A 14,656-nucleotide genomic window follows, 5' to 3' on the forward strand; every position below is an offset into this window, starting at 1 on the left:
GACGGAATGCTGCGGCCCGGCATGGTCCGGACTCGCGAGATGCGCCTTGTCGAAATATGTGTTCGGGCCCAAATATAGCGGCATGCGCGACCAGCAGCAACATATACTGAAATAAATGTGCCGGCACGAGCCTGCCCCGAACCGGCCGGTTCAAAAGGGACTCGCGGCCGTCACGGAGGTGGCCAACACCGCCAGCGGACCCGCGGCAAGTGCAGCGGGTGCGAAGCCGTAGCGATAAATCCCATGGCGCCAACGATTGTCGGCCAGCTTCAGCTCGACCGCCGAAGCCGGCGCCGCGCCGTTGGTCATCATCGTTGTGATCGCCAGATGATGTCGATGGTGGCAGCGATCTTGGCGACAATCGCAGCGGGATATAGCGGCGGCAGGGCGATGGAGCTGACGAGCCGAATCCGGGTGGTTGCGCCGGCTGCGGCCGCGAGCATCGCGAACGCGTTGGGTGTGGGGCCATGGAAGAACAGATGTTCGCCGCAGCCCAAGAAATCCAATCCCCGATCCTCGGCATGTCGTGCGTCCTCAATCACCGTTGGCGGATTGTCCACAGCGACGCCAAATCTCCTGGTGCGGAGACACTTTCGTTGTGAGAATAGCGAGCGTATCGACCGCTGCGTCCCCGGAAGGCTCGACGCCCTAGTACGAGCGCGGAAGCTTGAGCGTGTGCTCGGCGATATAGTTCAGCACCATCTCGCGGGAGACGGGCGCAGTGAGTTGCAGCCTTGCGAGGAACCAGAATTGGGCAAGCGCGTATTCGGTTGCGAACCCGTTTCCACCGTGAACTTGGATCGCGTGATCCAGACAGCCCACACCGGCCTCCGCCGCGGCGAGTTTGGCAATATTCGACACCTCGCCGGCATCCATCCCGATGTCGTAGAGGGCTGCCGCCTTTTGAGTGATCAGCCGAGCTTGCTCGAGTTTGACTTTGCCCTGGGCCAGCGGGTGAGCGATCGCTTGATGCGTGCCAATAGGTGCTGACCAAACCGTACGTGTTCGGGCGTATTCGCAGGCTTTGTCCAGGGCGTAGCGTGCCAGGCCTAGCGAGACCGCGGCCGACAGGATCCGCTCCGGGTTCAGTCCGTCGAATGCGACCCGGAGGCCGCCGCCTTCGGCGCCAACTCGGCAATCCGCGTCTACTTCGACGTTGTCGAAGTAGAGGGTGAATTGCTTCTCGGGTTCATCGAGAGCGGTGGCTATGGGTTGTTTGGTTAAGCCGTCGGCGTTGGGGTCGACCATCAGCAGTGTCAACGCACCGCGCCCCCGGGAGTCATACCCGGTGCGGGTGACCAGCAACAGGTAGTCGCAGTCGTCGACACCTGAGATGTAGTACTTCTGCCCGTTGACGACGTACTTGTCGCCCTTTCGGCTCGCGACGGTGGAGATGTTGTGAGAGTTGGTACCAGCATTGGGTTCGGTAAGTCCGAACGAGAACTTCAGGTCGGCGCTTGCGATTCCGGGTAGCCACCTCCGCTTCTGGCTATCAGTGCCGTGTCGGTTCACGATCGTGCCGATGATGCCCGGGGAGACAAGCAGTTTGAGCAGGGGACATCCCGCTACGGCCGTCTCTTCCAGCACGGCCACCAACTCCTGCAGGCCTTGACCGCCGCCGCCGTATTCGGTGGGCAGGTGCTCCCCGAGGAAGCCGTTGTCCCCCAACGCCCGCCAGAGCTCATCGGGTGACCGTCCCGCATCGCTGACGGCTTTGAAGTACGTGGGGCCGAAGCCGGCGGCGATCCGGTAGACCGCGACCCTGAGCGCCTTCTCCTCGTCACTGGGAAGCAGTGGCAAAACCGGTATCGACGCGCCGTCGGTGATAGTCATATCTTTGAGCTCCTGCCTGATGTATTTTGTGCTGTCTTCGCGACCTGTCATACGTGCCGATGGGACGCGCGAACCAGGTGCTCGCGCCAGTAACCCTCAGACGCGCCGCTCCGTTCTGGCCACAGCGAGTCCCAACGCGGTGAAGTCGAGGGTGGGTGTGTTGGTCTTTTCCCTCAAGACGTGCTTCATGACGCGTCCGACCGCATTCTTGGGCAGCTCATCGACAATATCGACGTAACGGGGAATCATGAAGTACGGCAGCTTGTTTCGGAAGAATTCAAAAAGCTCCCCGGCGTCGGGTTGCACGCCAGGCCGAAAGACGATGCACGCCTTGATGTCATCTTCGGTTTGCTCGCAGGGCACGGCATGGACGGCTACTTCGATGACCGCGGGATGCTCGGCGATGGCCGCCTCCAACTCCATGCTGGACACATTCTCGCCGCGCCGGCGCATCGAATCCTTCTTGCGGTCTACGAATTCCAGTTCGCCGCTGGGAAGGATCCGGCCCAGGTCACCTGAGTGGTACCAGCCCCCAGCACAGGCTTGCTGGGTAGCTTCGGGGTCTTCCCAGTAACCATCGAACATGGTGAACGCTTCACGGCCGCGAAAGCAGATTTCTCCGACGCCGCCTTCACGAACCTCGAGGTCGTGGTCGTCGAAGAGCCGTACCTCTAAGTCGGGCGCGGGCCGCCCCACACCCTTAGCGTCGGTACGCTCTCCGGCCGGCGTGAATGCCAATGGGACACATTCGGTCTGGCCGTAGATCTGCGTCCAGGGCTCGATGTCGAAGCGTCGCCGGAACCGCGCTTGGGAATCGGGGGCCATGGGTGAGACCACCATCGCGCGCACGCCGTGACCGCGGTCATCTGGGCCCGGAGTCGACGCCAGCATCGCATGTCCCATCGCACCGACACCGACACCGACTGTGGCACCCACTTCGCTTGCGCGCGAGAGCGTTCGGCTGGCGCGGCAGTGCTCACCCGCGCTGTCGCCAACGTGGTCGACAGCACCACGAGTCAACTGGGCCCGCCACCTCTACGACGGGCTCGGTTGGCACCGCCGCGATGGAGAGCGCAACGTGCACCCTTTCGTTCTGCCATTACGGACTTATAGCTCACCTCAAAATTATAATCAAGCTCAAATTTGGTGTACACTTCATCGATGCCGCGGAAGAGCAACAGCGTCCGACTCGCCCAGCGGGCAACGAGCACAGATGTCGACGGCCTTCGCGAACGGGGCAAGAACGCACGTATCGCCCGCATTATCGAGGCCGCGTGTGCCATCCTGCGCGCCGACGGGGCGCACGCCCTGACCGTGGCGCGCATCGCCGAACAGGCCGAAGTCTCTCAAGGAACCGTGTTCAATTTGGTCGGCACCCGCGATGAAATCTGGGCCGCGATCGCCGAGCAAAGCTTCGCCCGCATCGAACTGGCTGGTTTTCGCAGCGTCGAGGATCCGCAGATCCGGGCGCGAGCCATCATCGACGCCGTTGTCACCATGATCTGTTCGGACGCAAAGGTATTCCGCCCGCTGCTGCTGAACTGGGAACTCAGTTCCCACGTCAGCAACGCCGAACCGACCCCCGAATTGCTGCGATGCCTTCAAGACGCTCAGGCCGGCGGAGTTATCCAGGACCAGGTTCATCTACGTCGATTAGCTCAGCAGATCACCACAGGGTTCATCGGGGCCATGCATCAGTGGGCAGCTCGTGTCATCACCGACGCGACGTTTCGGCTCCGTACCAGAGACTTTGTTGATCTCGTTTTCATGGCCGCCCGTAGGGACGATCACCCCGCTGCGGTTGCATGGCATTTCGGTACAGCCAGACGCCAATAGCCGTCCGCAAACGATCGCCTGCCGACCGTGCTGCCACCACGGTGATCCGATGCAGAAGCGTTCTGTGGCAGACCAGTTCGATTACGTATCCACACAACAACGATGGACGGACTACATAGATGTACCACGTTGACGACGTGCTCACCAGAATCGATGTCCACACCACCACAGTCATCATTTTGGTGCTCTTCGGCTGGATCGGCGGATTCATGCAAATCGGCGAGGCAATGCGGCTAGGCATTCGGCAACGCGTCGCCGGACAGCCCTTGGGCACCACGATCGTTATGCTCACCCATGACCTGACGTTCACAGCCCACTACCACCACTTCGTCGACGAGATCGGCCACCCGATGTTCGTGTTGTTTTGGGTGGGCATGCTCACCTCGAACGTGATCGAATTGGTACTGCTCTGGCATTGGGTGCGGTTTCAACACACCGGCCTACCGACACCGGCCGTGTTGTTGATCGTCGGCGTATACCAGGGCCTGGCCTTTGCCTTGTGGTGGTGGACGCAATCCCTATTCGACGATCCACTCGACTTCGTCGGCCTCACCATCGTCCAAGTTGGCGCTGTAGTGTTCGGCGTCCCAATGCTTCTCGGACGAGGCACCTCACGCGGATCATCGCGAGTGTTCGTATGGGCCACACTCCTCGGGCCCGGCTCATTAGGCTTTCTGTTCATCCCCTACCTGGCTCCAGCGATTCGCGCCAGCTGGCAATTCTGGTGCGTCGTCGCCGTCACCTTCACCTGCGCTCTGACATTCGTCGTCGTATACGAACGACTGCGAAACACCGACCAATTCACGGCTTGATACCGCAGTGACCAGCGCAAGAACGTGCGCTGCAACTGGAACAACGTCGCAGCTGGGCACGGATGCCGGGGCTCTGCGCGGCCTACCGGTTAGTCGGCCGCGCAGAGCCCGAACCCACCGACAACACCCCGCCGGTCGTGGCGCCGGGCATCCTGAGCAAGATCGCTCCGTGCCGCGATCACCGTGATTCTGGGGATCTTCCCACAACCGCTGCTCGACCTCGCCGGTCACGCCGCACAGTTGCTGCAGTAACTCTCCGCCGCGGAGGCGCTCCCACCAGCAGATCGGATGCCTTCTCTCCGATCATGATTGAAGGGGCGTTGGTGTTGCCGGCGGTGATGGACGGCATGACCGACGCGTCGGCAACCCGCAGTCCGTCAACGCCGCGCACCCGGAGATCCGGTGCCACGACGGCGTCGTCGTCGACACCCATGCGGCATGTCCCGACCTGATGGTGGTAGGTGCCGGCGGCACGCCGGACGTATGCACGCAGATGGTCACGGGTGCGTGCCGCCGGCCCGGGCGCGACCTCGGCATGCCGCCAGTCACGGAAGGCCGAACTGGCCCCTATCTCGCGACAGATCTCCACCGCGTCGACCAGTGCCTCGAGGTCATAAGGCTCGGCCAGAACGTTGGGATCACACTGCGGCGCGGTCGCCGGATCGGCCGAAGCCAGCCGAAGGGTGCCCCGCGACCGGGGGCGAATAATGCCGGGCGCGATCGTGTATCCATTGCGCGGCACCCGGTAACCCTCGGCTGGGTACACCAGGTTCATGAACAACGGCTGTAGATCCGGGCCGGGTCCGCGCCAATACGCGCTGGAGGTGAACAGTTGGCACTCGAGCAGATTGTGGTGCGGTGGCTCGATCGGCCGAGACGCCTCGTAGATATTGCTCACCAAAAGATGGTCGTGCAGGTTCTCGCCCACTCCGGGAAGATCGACGGTGGCATTCACGCCGATTTCGGCGAGATGCTCGGCAGGGCCGATCCCACTGAGCATCAACAGCTTTGGTGACCCGATGGTGCCCGCGCTCAGCACAACCTCGCTCTCCGCCGAAGCCTGAAGAACCTGCCCGCGCACCGAGTACTGCACTCCGACCGCTCGCCCCCCGCGGATGGTGACATGATGCACGAGCGCCCCGGTGGTGACGGCCAGGCGTGGATTGCCCCTCGCCGTTGCCATGAAACTGCGCCACGCGCTGGCTCGGCGCCCGTTGCGGGTGGTCAGTTGGCTGTAGCCGACACCGAGCTGGCTCGGACCGTTGAAATCATCGACGATCGGGTGTCCCAGGGCATTCGCGGCTTCGATGAACGCGACCGAAGTCGGGTTTGGCCGGGTGATCCGCTCGACCGGCAACGGCCCGCCCGCTCCGTGCCACGGGCTCGCCCCGTCCACGTGGTCCTCCGAACGCCGAAACAGGCCGAGGACGCTCTCGAAATCCCAGCCTGTACACCCGAGTTGGGCCCACCCGTCGTAATCGCTGCGATGTCCCCGCATGTATATCTGCCCGTTGAGCGAGCTGCTGCCGCCCAACACCTTTCCCCGCGGCCAGTACAGGCGCCGATTGCCGGCATGCCGCTGGGGGGTAGTCATAAAGGCCCAGTCCTGAGCACTGTGCAGCAGCGCCGGCCATCCGGAACTGGTGTGGATATCGGGGTTGATGTCGGCAAGACCGGCCTCGAGCACGTGCACCGAGTAACCGCGCTCCAGCAATCGGCGCGCGACAACACTGCCCGACGCACCGGCGCCGACCACGATGTAATCGGTCGTATGTGTTCGGTGGCTCACTGTGGACTCCCCCCGTAGAACGGCGCCGTCTCGTCACACCGCGTGCCACCACATACTCCTCATGCGCGGACCAGGCGGCCAGGACCAAAAACCTTGCAGGTACGTCGACGCACCTCCAAAAACGCCCAAAGCCAGCCAAAACTCGCGATGACTCGCGGCGTTGTCACGCCCAACGCGTGATCAGCCCAGGAAGGGGAGGGTTGCCAGTACGTAAATCGCCAACACCGCCAGCGGAGCCACCAGGGGCACCCACGGCAAGGTCAGCGGAAACAACATCGCCGCCATGCCCACAAGGGTGAATCCCACGGCGCCAACCAGTGTCGGCCAACCCGCCATCACGATCGGTTCCGGCATTCCGGCGGCGTGCCGAGACACCAGGTAGGCCGCCGCGCACAGCCCCGATAGTCCCACGAATATGTAGGAAGGATTCCCGACCACGATCGCCGCCACCGAAAGCAACACGGCAACCGTTGCCGCGGGCCGGAACACGGTCCCGACGCCCACCGCGGTCAGCGCCGCCAGCGCGACGCCCATGGACTGTCCGTGGGCACCCATCACGGCCAGGCCGACCATCAGCAGGCCGAATACCGTTGCCAAAGAATGGACCCCGAATCGCGCGGCGGACGACATCGCTACCCCCGCAGCCGTCCACGAACCCGATGACGGCGATCTGGCATCACGCCCATCGACTGCTCCAGGGTGTGATCGCAGTGCCAGGCGACGATGTCGACGCCGATCGTCGCCATGTCGCGATACATGGCCGTGCGCTGCAACGCCCACAGCCGATCCACCAGCGGGTCCTGCTCGTTTTCGAACGGCGAAACGTCGAGCGTGTCGACGGCGATCACGACATGACCGCGCTTGCGCAAATCGATCAGCGCCAGCGCGAATTCCGTGTCGAGCAGTGTCGAGAACGCGATCACGATCGCCCCGGCGGGAACTGCCGCGCGCGGCGCCAGTGTGCCGGTGGTGTTCTCGAACCGCTCACCCGCACCCAGCACGGTATCGAGGACACGATAGAACTGCCGCTGACCGATGTCCGCGCCGAGCCACCGCGGCCGATTTCCGCCGAGCGCCACGATTCCGGCGCGATCGCCGTAGCACAGCGCGGTCTGCACCACCTGGGCCGCGCCCCGCACCACTCGCTCGGTGGCATCGGTCGCAGGACCGGCGGGCTGCCGATACGCGTCGATCAGCACGACGACGTCCGCCGCACGGTCGGTCAGTCGTTCCGTCACATGCAACTGGCCACGGCGCGCGCTCACCGGCCAATTCACCACTCGCAGTTGGTCACCCGGGACGTAGGGACGGATATCGGCGTACTCGACGCCAGGGCCGACATGCCGGGTCAGGTGGGCGCCGAGGCGGTTGAGCAACTCGGTTCGCGGGATGGGCGTTGATTGCGTTGGCGTCAGCGGAAACACGATGACATCGGCGGCGTCGACGGTCGCCGTCCCCGTGAGCAGTCCACCGCGTGCGACCGCGTCGACGCGAGCACAGATCGAGTATCGGCCCCAGCGTTCCGCCGTTGCGGCAACCGTTTTCGCGAGCCGGGAATCCGAATCGAGCGCTTCGAGCTGCATGCCCTCGACATCGGGCACCGTGAGCTCGATGGCCGAGGTGATCAGCGCCCCGGCTTCCGGTGTTGCCGACAGCGTCAGTCGCGCCTGCTCGCCCTCGAAACATCGCTGCGACTGCGGTTCACCATGAACCTGTACCTCCGGTACGGGATGTTACCAGCTGATCGAGCACAGCACGCCGAGCAGCGGCGCCGCGAACGCAATGAGCTGCCAATGCGCACCGATCACGGCGGCAACGAGCGCGACACCCGCACAGGTCGCAATCGCCCGCGTCAATGGCGATGCGCGCCAGCGGAACTCGGCTGTGTTCACGGCGAGCTCATCCAGTACCCTCGTTGGTGCGAGGTACCGGCAAGCGCCGCAACAGTTCTCCGACGACGTCGGCACCCTGAATCTTGCGCACCCACATCTCCGGGCGCAGGGTGATTCGGTGTGCGACCGCCGCGATGGCCAGAGCCTTGACGTCCTCGGGGATCACGTAGTCGCGACCAAGCAACAGCGCGCGGGCCCGGGCGAGCTGGACCAGGTCGAGCTCGGCACGCGGGCTGGCGCCAACCGCGACTTGTGGATGGTGCCGGGTGGCGGTGGCCAGCGACACCACGTAGTGCAGCACGTCCTCGTGCACCGTCACCTGCTCGACCGATTCGCGCATCGCCAGCAGATCCTGGGCGTCGACCACCTGGTTCACCGTCGGCTCGGCCGAACCGCGTTCGAGACGACGGCGCAGCATCGAGGTCTCGTCACGCTCGGAGAGGTAGCGCAGTTCCAGCCGCATCGCGAATCGGTCCAGCTGCGCTTCAGGTAACGGGTAGGTGCCCTCGTACTCGATTGGGTTATCGGTCGCCAGCACGATGAATGGCGTTGGCAGCTTGTGGGTTTCGCCGTCAATGCTGACCTGGCCCTCGGCCATCGCCTCGAGCAGCGCCGCCTGAGTCTTGGGCGGCGTGCGGTTGATCTCGTCGCCGAGCAGCAGGTTGGTGAAAATCGGGCCGGCCCGGAACGCGAACTGGCCGGACTGCATGTCGTAGATCGTCGAACCAAGCAGGTCCGCCGGCAGCAGATCCGGCGTGAACTGTACCCGGGTGAATCGCAGACCCAGTGCGGCGGCGAATGATCTCGCGATCAGCGTCTTGCCGAGTCCCGGCAGATCTTCGATGAGTACGTGGCCGCGCGCGAGCACCGCGGTGAGGATGAGGGTCAGCGCGGAACGCTTGCCCACCACCACGCGTTCGATTTCGTCGAGCACCGCCTCGCAGCGTGCGGTGGTCGTACTGGCCGGCATCGCGGTCGGCATCGTCGCACCCCCTGTCATACCTGCTCCAATTTCCGGAGGATCTCTTCGAATGCGGCCCGGCCCGGACCCGGCTGGTAGTCGGCGGCGCGCCTGATGTTGTTGGGATTGACCCATTCCCACAGGTCGGCGCCGAACAGCATGCGGCCGGTCGACTGAAATGCGGCCGGGTCCTTGGCTAGTCGCTGGCCCGTCGCGAGTTCGTATCGGCGGGCGAGCATCGGACGCAGATGCCGATCCCAGTCCGCTCGGGTGGACTCGGACCAGCGAATCGTCGTCTCGGTGGTGGCGAGCCAGTGCCGCAACGAATCCCCGAGATCGTCGGGATCCAGGTCGGCGGCGGGCTCGTTCCCCTGCCCCAGCAATCGGCGTATGTCGAGCAGCACCAGGGCCAGGGCGAGGCCCGAGGCTACCAGTACGAACGGGCGATCGTGCAGGATCAGCACCAAGAGCTCCGACCCGGCGACCAAGCAAATACCCAGCGCTATCAGCTTTTTCATGCGGGGCTCCGTAGCTCGGCGAGAACCAGCCGCAGCACCTCGACAGCTACGTCCCGATGCGTCTCGCTCATCACGTGAGGGCTGAACCGCGCCTCCTCGAACAGGTTCGCCAGCTGGGCGGCGTTATCGATATGCAGCACCCGGAGTTCGACGGCACGGGCCAACACCTCGGTCGGCGTATCGAAGTCCTGGGGAGCAGCCCCGGGAACATTCGCGAGCTCACGTTCCATCGCGGCATAGCACGCGATGATCGCCTCTCGCGGTTCACGACTCAGATCAGCCATCTCGGCTAATCCCCGTTCGGCCGCTCGCACCAGGGATTCCGACGGTCGCGCCGGCGGCACATAGTCGGCCACATCACCGGCGAGCGGGTGCGCCGTCGCGGCGCGGAATCGCCGCCGCGACATGATCAGCGTCGCGACGACGAGTAGCAGCATCGTCGGGACCGTGGCGGCCAGCAGGATTCCCAGCATGTTGCCCTCGTCGTTGTGCGGGGGCGGGCGCTGCGGCGCGGGTGCGGCGGGGGGCGACGCCGCGCCGGCGTCCGACGCGTGCTGTGCGGGAGGGGCACCGTGCGGCAGCGCAAAACGAGCCAGCAGCACCGCAATCAACAGCCACGCGGCAATCACGGCGAACCCGATCAGCAGCACGCGCCAGCTCGGTCGCCCGCGGCCGGTGCCGAGCATCGCGGAGATATCGCCCGCGTTCGGCGCCGCAGCCCGTGGATCCCGTAGTCGCGCGATCACCGAGACCGCGAGCAACGCGATTGCGGCACTCAGCAGAACGACGATGAATACGAGTGCCGCCCGGCCACTGCCGTCGGCGTGCGGCGCACGATCGCGAGCCGGAAGATATCCGCGCAGCGCAGCGGCAACGACGATCAACAGCACGATGAGCGCAACGACGCGCCCCGTCGGCTTATCGGGCATCTGGCACACCGCTCGCCGGTCTTCCTATGCCGTTGCGGCACAGGCTTGATTCATACTTGCACGTCAGGCGGGCGTGTGGCCAGGAACCGCCGCATCCCGCGAGCGTAAGCACACTGCGAAATCAGGCCTACTTTTTCGCAGTGCGTTTACGCTCGCGAGCCTTATGCAGGAGCAAAGGGCCGGAAGCTGCCGTCGAGAACCTCGTGGTGACCGATGGTGCGCCCGGTGACGACGGCGGGGTCCACGAGCGCCAATTGCGCTGCCGCCCGACCGAATTCATCCGCGGTCGCCGTATCGTTGAACGCCGTCGCGTAGTACGACAGGCCCGGCGTCATGATCGGCTTCGACGGAGCCAGCGCGTTGACTGCGATGTTGTGGTCAGCCAGATCGAACGCCGCACACTGGGTCAGATGCTCGAGCGCCGCCTTGGAGCCCCCGTAGCCGGGCAGGACACCGCCGCTTCGCTCGGGATACGGGCCGTCGCCGGGCAACCGTGACGCCACGGAGGTGATGTTGATGATCGAGCCGCCACCGGCGTCGATCATGTCCGGGCACACCATTTGCATCAACTCATACGCCGCGAACACCGCGATGTCGAAGTGGCGTCGAAAGGCCGACAACGGCGCGCTGACGAACCCTGGCCAGCCCGGTTTGACGGCGCCGGCCGGTTTGGCGGCCTTCGGACGCGGTTGTGCACCCGGAACCGGCGGGCGACCCGGCGCGGTGAAGGCCGCATTGTTGATCAAAATAGTGATGGGACCCAAGGCATCTCGCGCCTCGCCCACCACGCGGGCGACGTCGTCCGGGTCGGTCAGATCGGCGCGGACCGCGACCGCGTGCCCGCCCGCCGCTTCGATGGCCCCGACGGTTTCGCCGATGGTCCCAGGCAATCGGTCATCCCACACCTGCTCGGTGCGACCGGCCACCGCCACGGCGGCACCCTCGGCGGCCAGCGCCAGCGCGATCGCCCGGCCCAAGCCGCGGCTGCCGCCGGTGACAATCGCGGTGCGGCCCGCAAGCGTCATCGCGTCACCCCGTGCACGACGATGGCGGTGGTCTGATCCACCCACGCGTCATCCAGCTTTTCGTCGGGGCGCAGCAACATCCGAAGCATCGTCGCTCCCCCGATCAGCTCGATCAAGCGGTCCGGATTGACGTCGGGATGTGCTTCACCGCGGTCGACGGCCTCGCGCAGCCGTGTCTGCACTGCGGCGAACAGGCCGGTGAAGCGCGACATCACCCGGGCGTTGAGTTCGGGATCGGCCGTCATGTCCGCCACCAGACCCGCCAGCGCGGCGCGCACCACCGGGCTGGTGAACACGTCCCGCGTCGCCTCGATCATCATCCGCAGATCGGCGGCGAAGTCACCGGCCGGGGCCTCCAGCGCGCTGGGCGCGGTCGGAAACGCCGTTTCGTGTACCAATTCCGCCTTGCTCGACCACCGGCGATACAGCGCAGATTTCGTGGTGCCGGCCCGCTCGGCGACGGCGGCCAGGGTGAGATTCGAATAGCCGATTTCCACAAGCAGTTCCGCGGTCGCGGCAAGGATGGCAGAGTCGATACGCGGATCCCGGGGGCGCCCGGCACCAGGGGCCTTGTCAAGGTAGGACGGGTCTGCTTTCATAACGCTACCTACCGTATCGTAATTGCCGCGAAGGTCTCAACGAAGGAGGCACCCCGTGGCCAATGAACCCGTGCTCGACAACGTCAACCGGCTCCAGCGCTCCAGCCGCGACGTCACGACACTGCCGGCGGTGATGTCGAAATGGTTGTCCACCGTCCTGCCCGAGGGAGCAGCGCCCGAGGTCACCGTCGAAAGTGGCATCGACTCGACGGGCATGTCGTCGGAAACCATCATCTTGACCGCACGCTGGCAGGAAGGCGCAAAGTCGATCGAGCAGAAGCTGGTGACGCGGGTCGCGCCCAGCGCCGAGGACGTGCAGGTCTTCCCCACCTACCGGCTTGACCACCAATTCGAAGTGATCCGAAAGGTCGGCGAACTCACCGAGGTCCCGGTTCCACCGGTGCGCTGGCTCGAGCCCACCGGCGAGATGCTGGGCACCCCCTTCTTCGTGATGGACTACGTCGCCGGTGAAGTGCCGCCCGACGTAATGCCCTACACCTTCGGCAACAACTGGTTCGCCGACGCGCCCGTCGAGCGGCAACGCGAACTTCAGGACGCCACCGTCGGCGTGCTCGCGAAGTTGCACTCAATCCCCAACGCCCAGAGCGCGTTTGGATTCCTTTCCGAGGGCCGAGGCGATACCGCCCTGCGCCGGCACTACAGCTGGGTGCGGGACTGGTACGACTTCGCGGTGCCCGACATCGGCCGCTCTCCCCTGCTGGAACGCACGTTCACCTGGTTGGAAGACAACTGGCCGACGGACGTGGACGCGCGCGAACCTGTATTGCTGTGGGGCGACGCGCGGGTGGGCAACGTCTTGTACCGCGACTTCCAGCCCGTCGCGGTGCTGGACTGGGAGATGGTGACGCTCGGTCCGCGCGAACTCGACGTCGCGTGGATGATCTACGCGCACATGGTCTTCCAGGAGCTCACCGGACTGGCGGGGCTTCCGGGATTGCCCGACGTGATGCGCGAGGTAGACGTGCGCGACACCTACCAGCGACTCTCGGGTGCGGAGGTGGGCGACCTGCGCTGGTTTTACGTGTACTCGGGCGTGATGTGGGCTTGTGTGTTCATGCGTACCGGTGCGCGGCGAGTGCACTTCGGCGAAACCGAGAAGCCCGACGACGTCGAGTCGCTGTTCTACCACGCCGGATTGATGAAACGTCTTATCGGAGAGGACTCTCTATGACGAAGTCAAGCCGCGGACTGGGTGGCCGGGGGTGAGTCGGGTTGCCAGGTGCGGTTGTCGCGGATGAGTGCGTAGAGGACGTTGGTGCGGCGTCGGGCCAGGCAGATAGTTGCCAGGATCGGTCGTTTGCCTTGGTCTCGTTTGTGCTGGTAGTAGGTGCGGGAGGCCGGGTCGCAGCGGATGGCGGTCAGCGCGGACATGTACATCACCCGGCGCAACCGGCGGCTGTAGCGCTTGGGGGTGTGCAGTCGGCCGGTGCGTTTTGCCGAATCGCGAGATACCGGTGCGAGCCCGGCCCAGGCGGCGAGCTGGTCGGCCGACCCGATCAGTTTGGGATCGCCGACCGCGGCCAGGAATTCCGCGCCGAGCCGAAATCCCATGCCGGGCATGCTGGTGATCACTTCGGCCAGGGGATGGCGGCGAAATCGGTCCTCGATGTCGGCATCGGTTTGTTTGATGCGGTCATCGAGGGCAATCACCCCCTTGGCCAATTCGGCAACCAGCCCAGCGGCGACTTGTTCGCCAGGCAGTCGGACCGTTTGGGTCTTGGCTGCCGCCACGGCAGCCGCGGCAATGGTTGCGGCGTTACGAACGCCGGCGTCGGTCAGGATCCGGGTCAGCCGCGAAACACCGCTCTGGCGAATCGCTTTGGGGCGTTGGTAGCGCGCCAGCAGCACGACCCAGCCGCGGTCAGAGCTCAGCTGGGCGACCCGTTCCAGGGCAGGACAGACCGCCACCAGCTGTTGACGCAGTCGGTTGATTGTGCGGGTGCGGTCAGCGACCAGATCGCTGCGATGAGCCGTGAGCATGCGCAGTTCGGTGATCAAGTCATCGTCGGGGTGCAGCAATGGCAGATCATTACCGCGCATCCGCGACTGATCAGCGATCACCCGGGCATCTTTAGCATCGGTCTTGGCCTCCCCACCGCGATAGACCGTCGCGGCCTGCCAGACCGCCCGGCCCGCCAGGTAACGCACCGACCTACCGGCATCAGCCAGCACCGTCAACAACAGGGCGGCATACACCGTGGTCAAGTCCACCGTCCACGACACCTGATCACCCAACAACTCGATCTCGCCAATCAGTGCACGGATCGATTGCTCATCGTTGACGAGTCTGCGCGACAACACCACAGCGCCCGCACCGTCGACCACACACACCCAATGATGCTCCTTGCCGACATCAACACCAGCCCACAACCGGTCCGTTGCAATCGATCTCCTATTCGCTTGTCTGCCAACACGATCCCCATGGACAACCCCGCCAGCAT

Annotated in this window: 14 protein-coding genes and 3 pseudogenes; 4 read left to right on the forward strand and 13 right to left on the reverse strand. The window is 64.8% G+C overall.

What is annotated here, in order from left to right; genetic code table 11:
* Positions 1-150: 150 nt before the first annotated feature.
* From G6N54_RS10815 to G6N54_RS10830, 4 genes are all read right to left on the reverse strand, one after another.
* Positions 151-312 carry a hypothetical protein gene (locus G6N54_RS10815; protein WP_163790110.1) on the reverse strand — a complete coding sequence of 54 codons (162 nt, stop codon included), beginning with the start codon at positions 310-312 and terminating at the stop codon, positions 151-153.
* Positions 309-560 carry an LLM class flavin-dependent oxidoreductase gene (locus tag G6N54_RS10820; protein WP_197939584.1) on the reverse strand — a complete coding sequence of 84 codons (252 nt, stop codon included), beginning with the start codon at positions 558-560 and terminating at the stop codon, positions 309-311. The genes G6N54_RS10815 and G6N54_RS10820 overlap by 4 nt, the downstream gene beginning before the upstream one ends.
* An 88-nt stretch (positions 561-648) precedes the next feature.
* The gene (locus G6N54_RS10825) at positions 649-1,800 is read right to left on the reverse strand and encodes an acyl-CoA dehydrogenase family protein (RefSeq protein ID WP_163794654.1); all 1,152 of its coding nucleotides are present in this window, start codon (positions 1,798-1,800) and stop codon (positions 649-651) included.
* A gap of 129 nt (positions 1,801-1,929) precedes the next feature.
* Positions 1,930-2,853, reverse strand: coding sequence for an AMP-binding protein (locus tag G6N54_RS10830; RefSeq protein WP_163790115.1), 924 nt, complete (start codon positions 2,851-2,853; stop codon positions 1,930-1,932).
* A 141-nt stretch (positions 2,854-2,994) separates the two neighbouring features.
* Here G6N54_RS10830 and G6N54_RS10835 point away from each other — a divergent pair, with 141 nt between their 5' ends.
* The 3 genes and pseudogenes from G6N54_RS10835 to G6N54_RS31530 all read left to right on the forward strand — a co-directional run.
* On the forward strand, positions 2,995-3,669 hold the full coding sequence (locus G6N54_RS10835) for a TetR/AcrR family transcriptional regulator (RefSeq protein ID WP_163790117.1): 675 nt from the start codon (positions 2,995-2,997) through the stop codon (positions 3,667-3,669).
* A gap of 119 nt (positions 3,670-3,788) precedes the next feature.
* The gene (locus G6N54_RS10840) at positions 3,789-4,481 is read left to right on the forward strand and encodes a hypothetical protein (RefSeq protein ID WP_163790119.1); all 693 of its coding nucleotides are present in this window, start codon (positions 3,789-3,791) and stop codon (positions 4,479-4,481) included.
* A gap of 110 nt (positions 4,482-4,591) precedes the next feature.
* Positions 4,592-4,733 (forward strand): annotated as a pseudogene (locus G6N54_RS31530) (hypothetical protein); the annotation flags it as partial.
* 58 nt (positions 4,734-4,791) lie between these two features.
* On the opposite strand, the pseudogene G6N54_RS10845 reads toward G6N54_RS31530, so the two are convergent.
* From G6N54_RS10845 to G6N54_RS10880, 8 genes and pseudogenes are all read right to left on the reverse strand, one after another.
* A pseudogene (locus G6N54_RS10845) lies at positions 4,792-6,270 on the reverse strand (GMC family oxidoreductase); the annotation flags it as partial.
* Between the two features lie 180 nt (positions 6,271-6,450).
* Entirely contained in the window at positions 6,451-6,900 is a 450-nt protein-coding gene (locus G6N54_RS10850; protein WP_163790123.1) for a hypothetical protein, read from the reverse strand.
* Positions 6,901-6,902: 2 nt separating this feature from the next.
* Positions 6,903-8,162 (reverse strand): annotated as a pseudogene (locus G6N54_RS10855) (DUF58 domain-containing protein).
* A 7-nt stretch (positions 8,163-8,169) separates the two neighbouring features.
* Positions 8,170-9,132 carry an AAA family ATPase gene (locus G6N54_RS10860; RefSeq protein ID WP_163794655.1) on the reverse strand — a complete coding sequence of 321 codons (963 nt, stop codon included), beginning with the start codon at positions 9,130-9,132 and terminating at the stop codon, positions 8,170-8,172.
* A gap of 26 nt (positions 9,133-9,158) precedes the next feature.
* On the reverse strand, positions 9,159-9,641 hold the full coding sequence (locus G6N54_RS10865; RefSeq protein WP_163790126.1) for a hypothetical protein: 483 nt from the start codon (positions 9,639-9,641) through the stop codon (positions 9,159-9,161).
* Entirely contained in the window at positions 9,638-10,570 is a 933-nt protein-coding gene (locus tag G6N54_RS10870; RefSeq protein WP_163790128.1) for a DUF4129 domain-containing protein, read from the reverse strand. Before G6N54_RS10870 ends, G6N54_RS10865 begins: the two co-directional genes overlap by 4 nt.
* A 161-nt stretch (positions 10,571-10,731) precedes the next feature.
* A complete protein-coding gene (locus G6N54_RS10875) occupies positions 10,732-11,595 on the reverse strand; it encodes an SDR family NAD(P)-dependent oxidoreductase (RefSeq protein ID WP_163790130.1) in 864 nt (287 codons plus the stop codon).
* Positions 11,592-12,194, reverse strand: coding sequence for a TetR/AcrR family transcriptional regulator (locus G6N54_RS10880; protein WP_163790132.1), 603 nt, complete (start codon positions 12,192-12,194; stop codon positions 11,592-11,594). Before G6N54_RS10880 ends, G6N54_RS10875 begins: the two co-directional genes overlap by 4 nt.
* A gap of 55 nt (positions 12,195-12,249) precedes the next feature.
* Between G6N54_RS10880 and G6N54_RS10885 the strand changes: the two genes are divergently transcribed.
* The gene (locus tag G6N54_RS10885) at positions 12,250-13,386 is read left to right on the forward strand and encodes a phosphotransferase family protein (protein WP_163790134.1); all 1,137 of its coding nucleotides are present in this window, start codon (positions 12,250-12,252) and stop codon (positions 13,384-13,386) included.
* A 5-nt stretch (positions 13,387-13,391) separates the two neighbouring features.
* Here the strand turns inward: G6N54_RS10885 and G6N54_RS10890 are convergent, their stop codons facing one another.
* On the reverse strand, positions 13,392-14,600 hold the full coding sequence (locus tag G6N54_RS10890; RefSeq protein ID WP_232073761.1) for an IS110 family RNA-guided transposase: 1,209 nt from the start codon (positions 14,598-14,600) through the stop codon (positions 13,392-13,394).
* Between the last annotated feature and the right edge of the window lie 56 nt (positions 14,601-14,656).

The organism is Mycobacterium stomatepiae, assembly GCF_010731715.1.
Lineage (GTDB): Bacteria > Actinomycetota > Actinomycetes > Mycobacteriales > Mycobacteriaceae > Mycobacterium > Mycobacterium stomatepiae.

Coding starts and splice junctions, on each gene's coding strand:
- G6N54_RS10870 (WP_163790128.1), bottom strand. CDS start 10,570: ATGCCCGATAAGCCGACGGGGCGCGTCGTTGCGCTCATCGTGCTGTTG.
- G6N54_RS10875 (WP_163790130.1), bottom strand. CDS start 11,595: ATGACGCTTGCGGGCCGCACCGCGATTGTCACCGGCGGCAGCCGCGGC.
- G6N54_RS10815 (WP_163790110.1), bottom strand. CDS start 312: ATGATGACCAACGGCGCGGCGCCGGCTTCGGCGGTCGAGCTGAAGCTG.
- G6N54_RS10880 (WP_163790132.1), bottom strand. CDS start 12,194: ATGAAAGCAGACCCGTCCTACCTTGACAAGGCCCCTGGTGCCGGGCGC.
- G6N54_RS10840 (WP_163790119.1), top strand. CDS start 3,789: ATGTACCACGTTGACGACGTGCTCACCAGAATCGATGTCCACACCACC.
- G6N54_RS10835 (WP_163790117.1), top strand. CDS start 2,995: ATGCCGCGGAAGAGCAACAGCGTCCGACTCGCCCAGCGGGCAACGAGC.
- G6N54_RS10850 (WP_163790123.1), bottom strand. CDS start 6,900: ATGTCGTCCGCCGCGCGATTCGGGGTCCATTCTTTGGCAACGGTATTC.
- G6N54_RS10865 (WP_163790126.1), bottom strand. CDS start 9,641: ATGAAAAAGCTGATAGCGCTGGGTATTTGCTTGGTCGCCGGGTCGGAG.
- G6N54_RS10860 (WP_163794655.1), bottom strand. CDS start 9,132: ATGCCGGCCAGTACGACCACCGCACGCTGCGAGGCGGTGCTCGACGAA.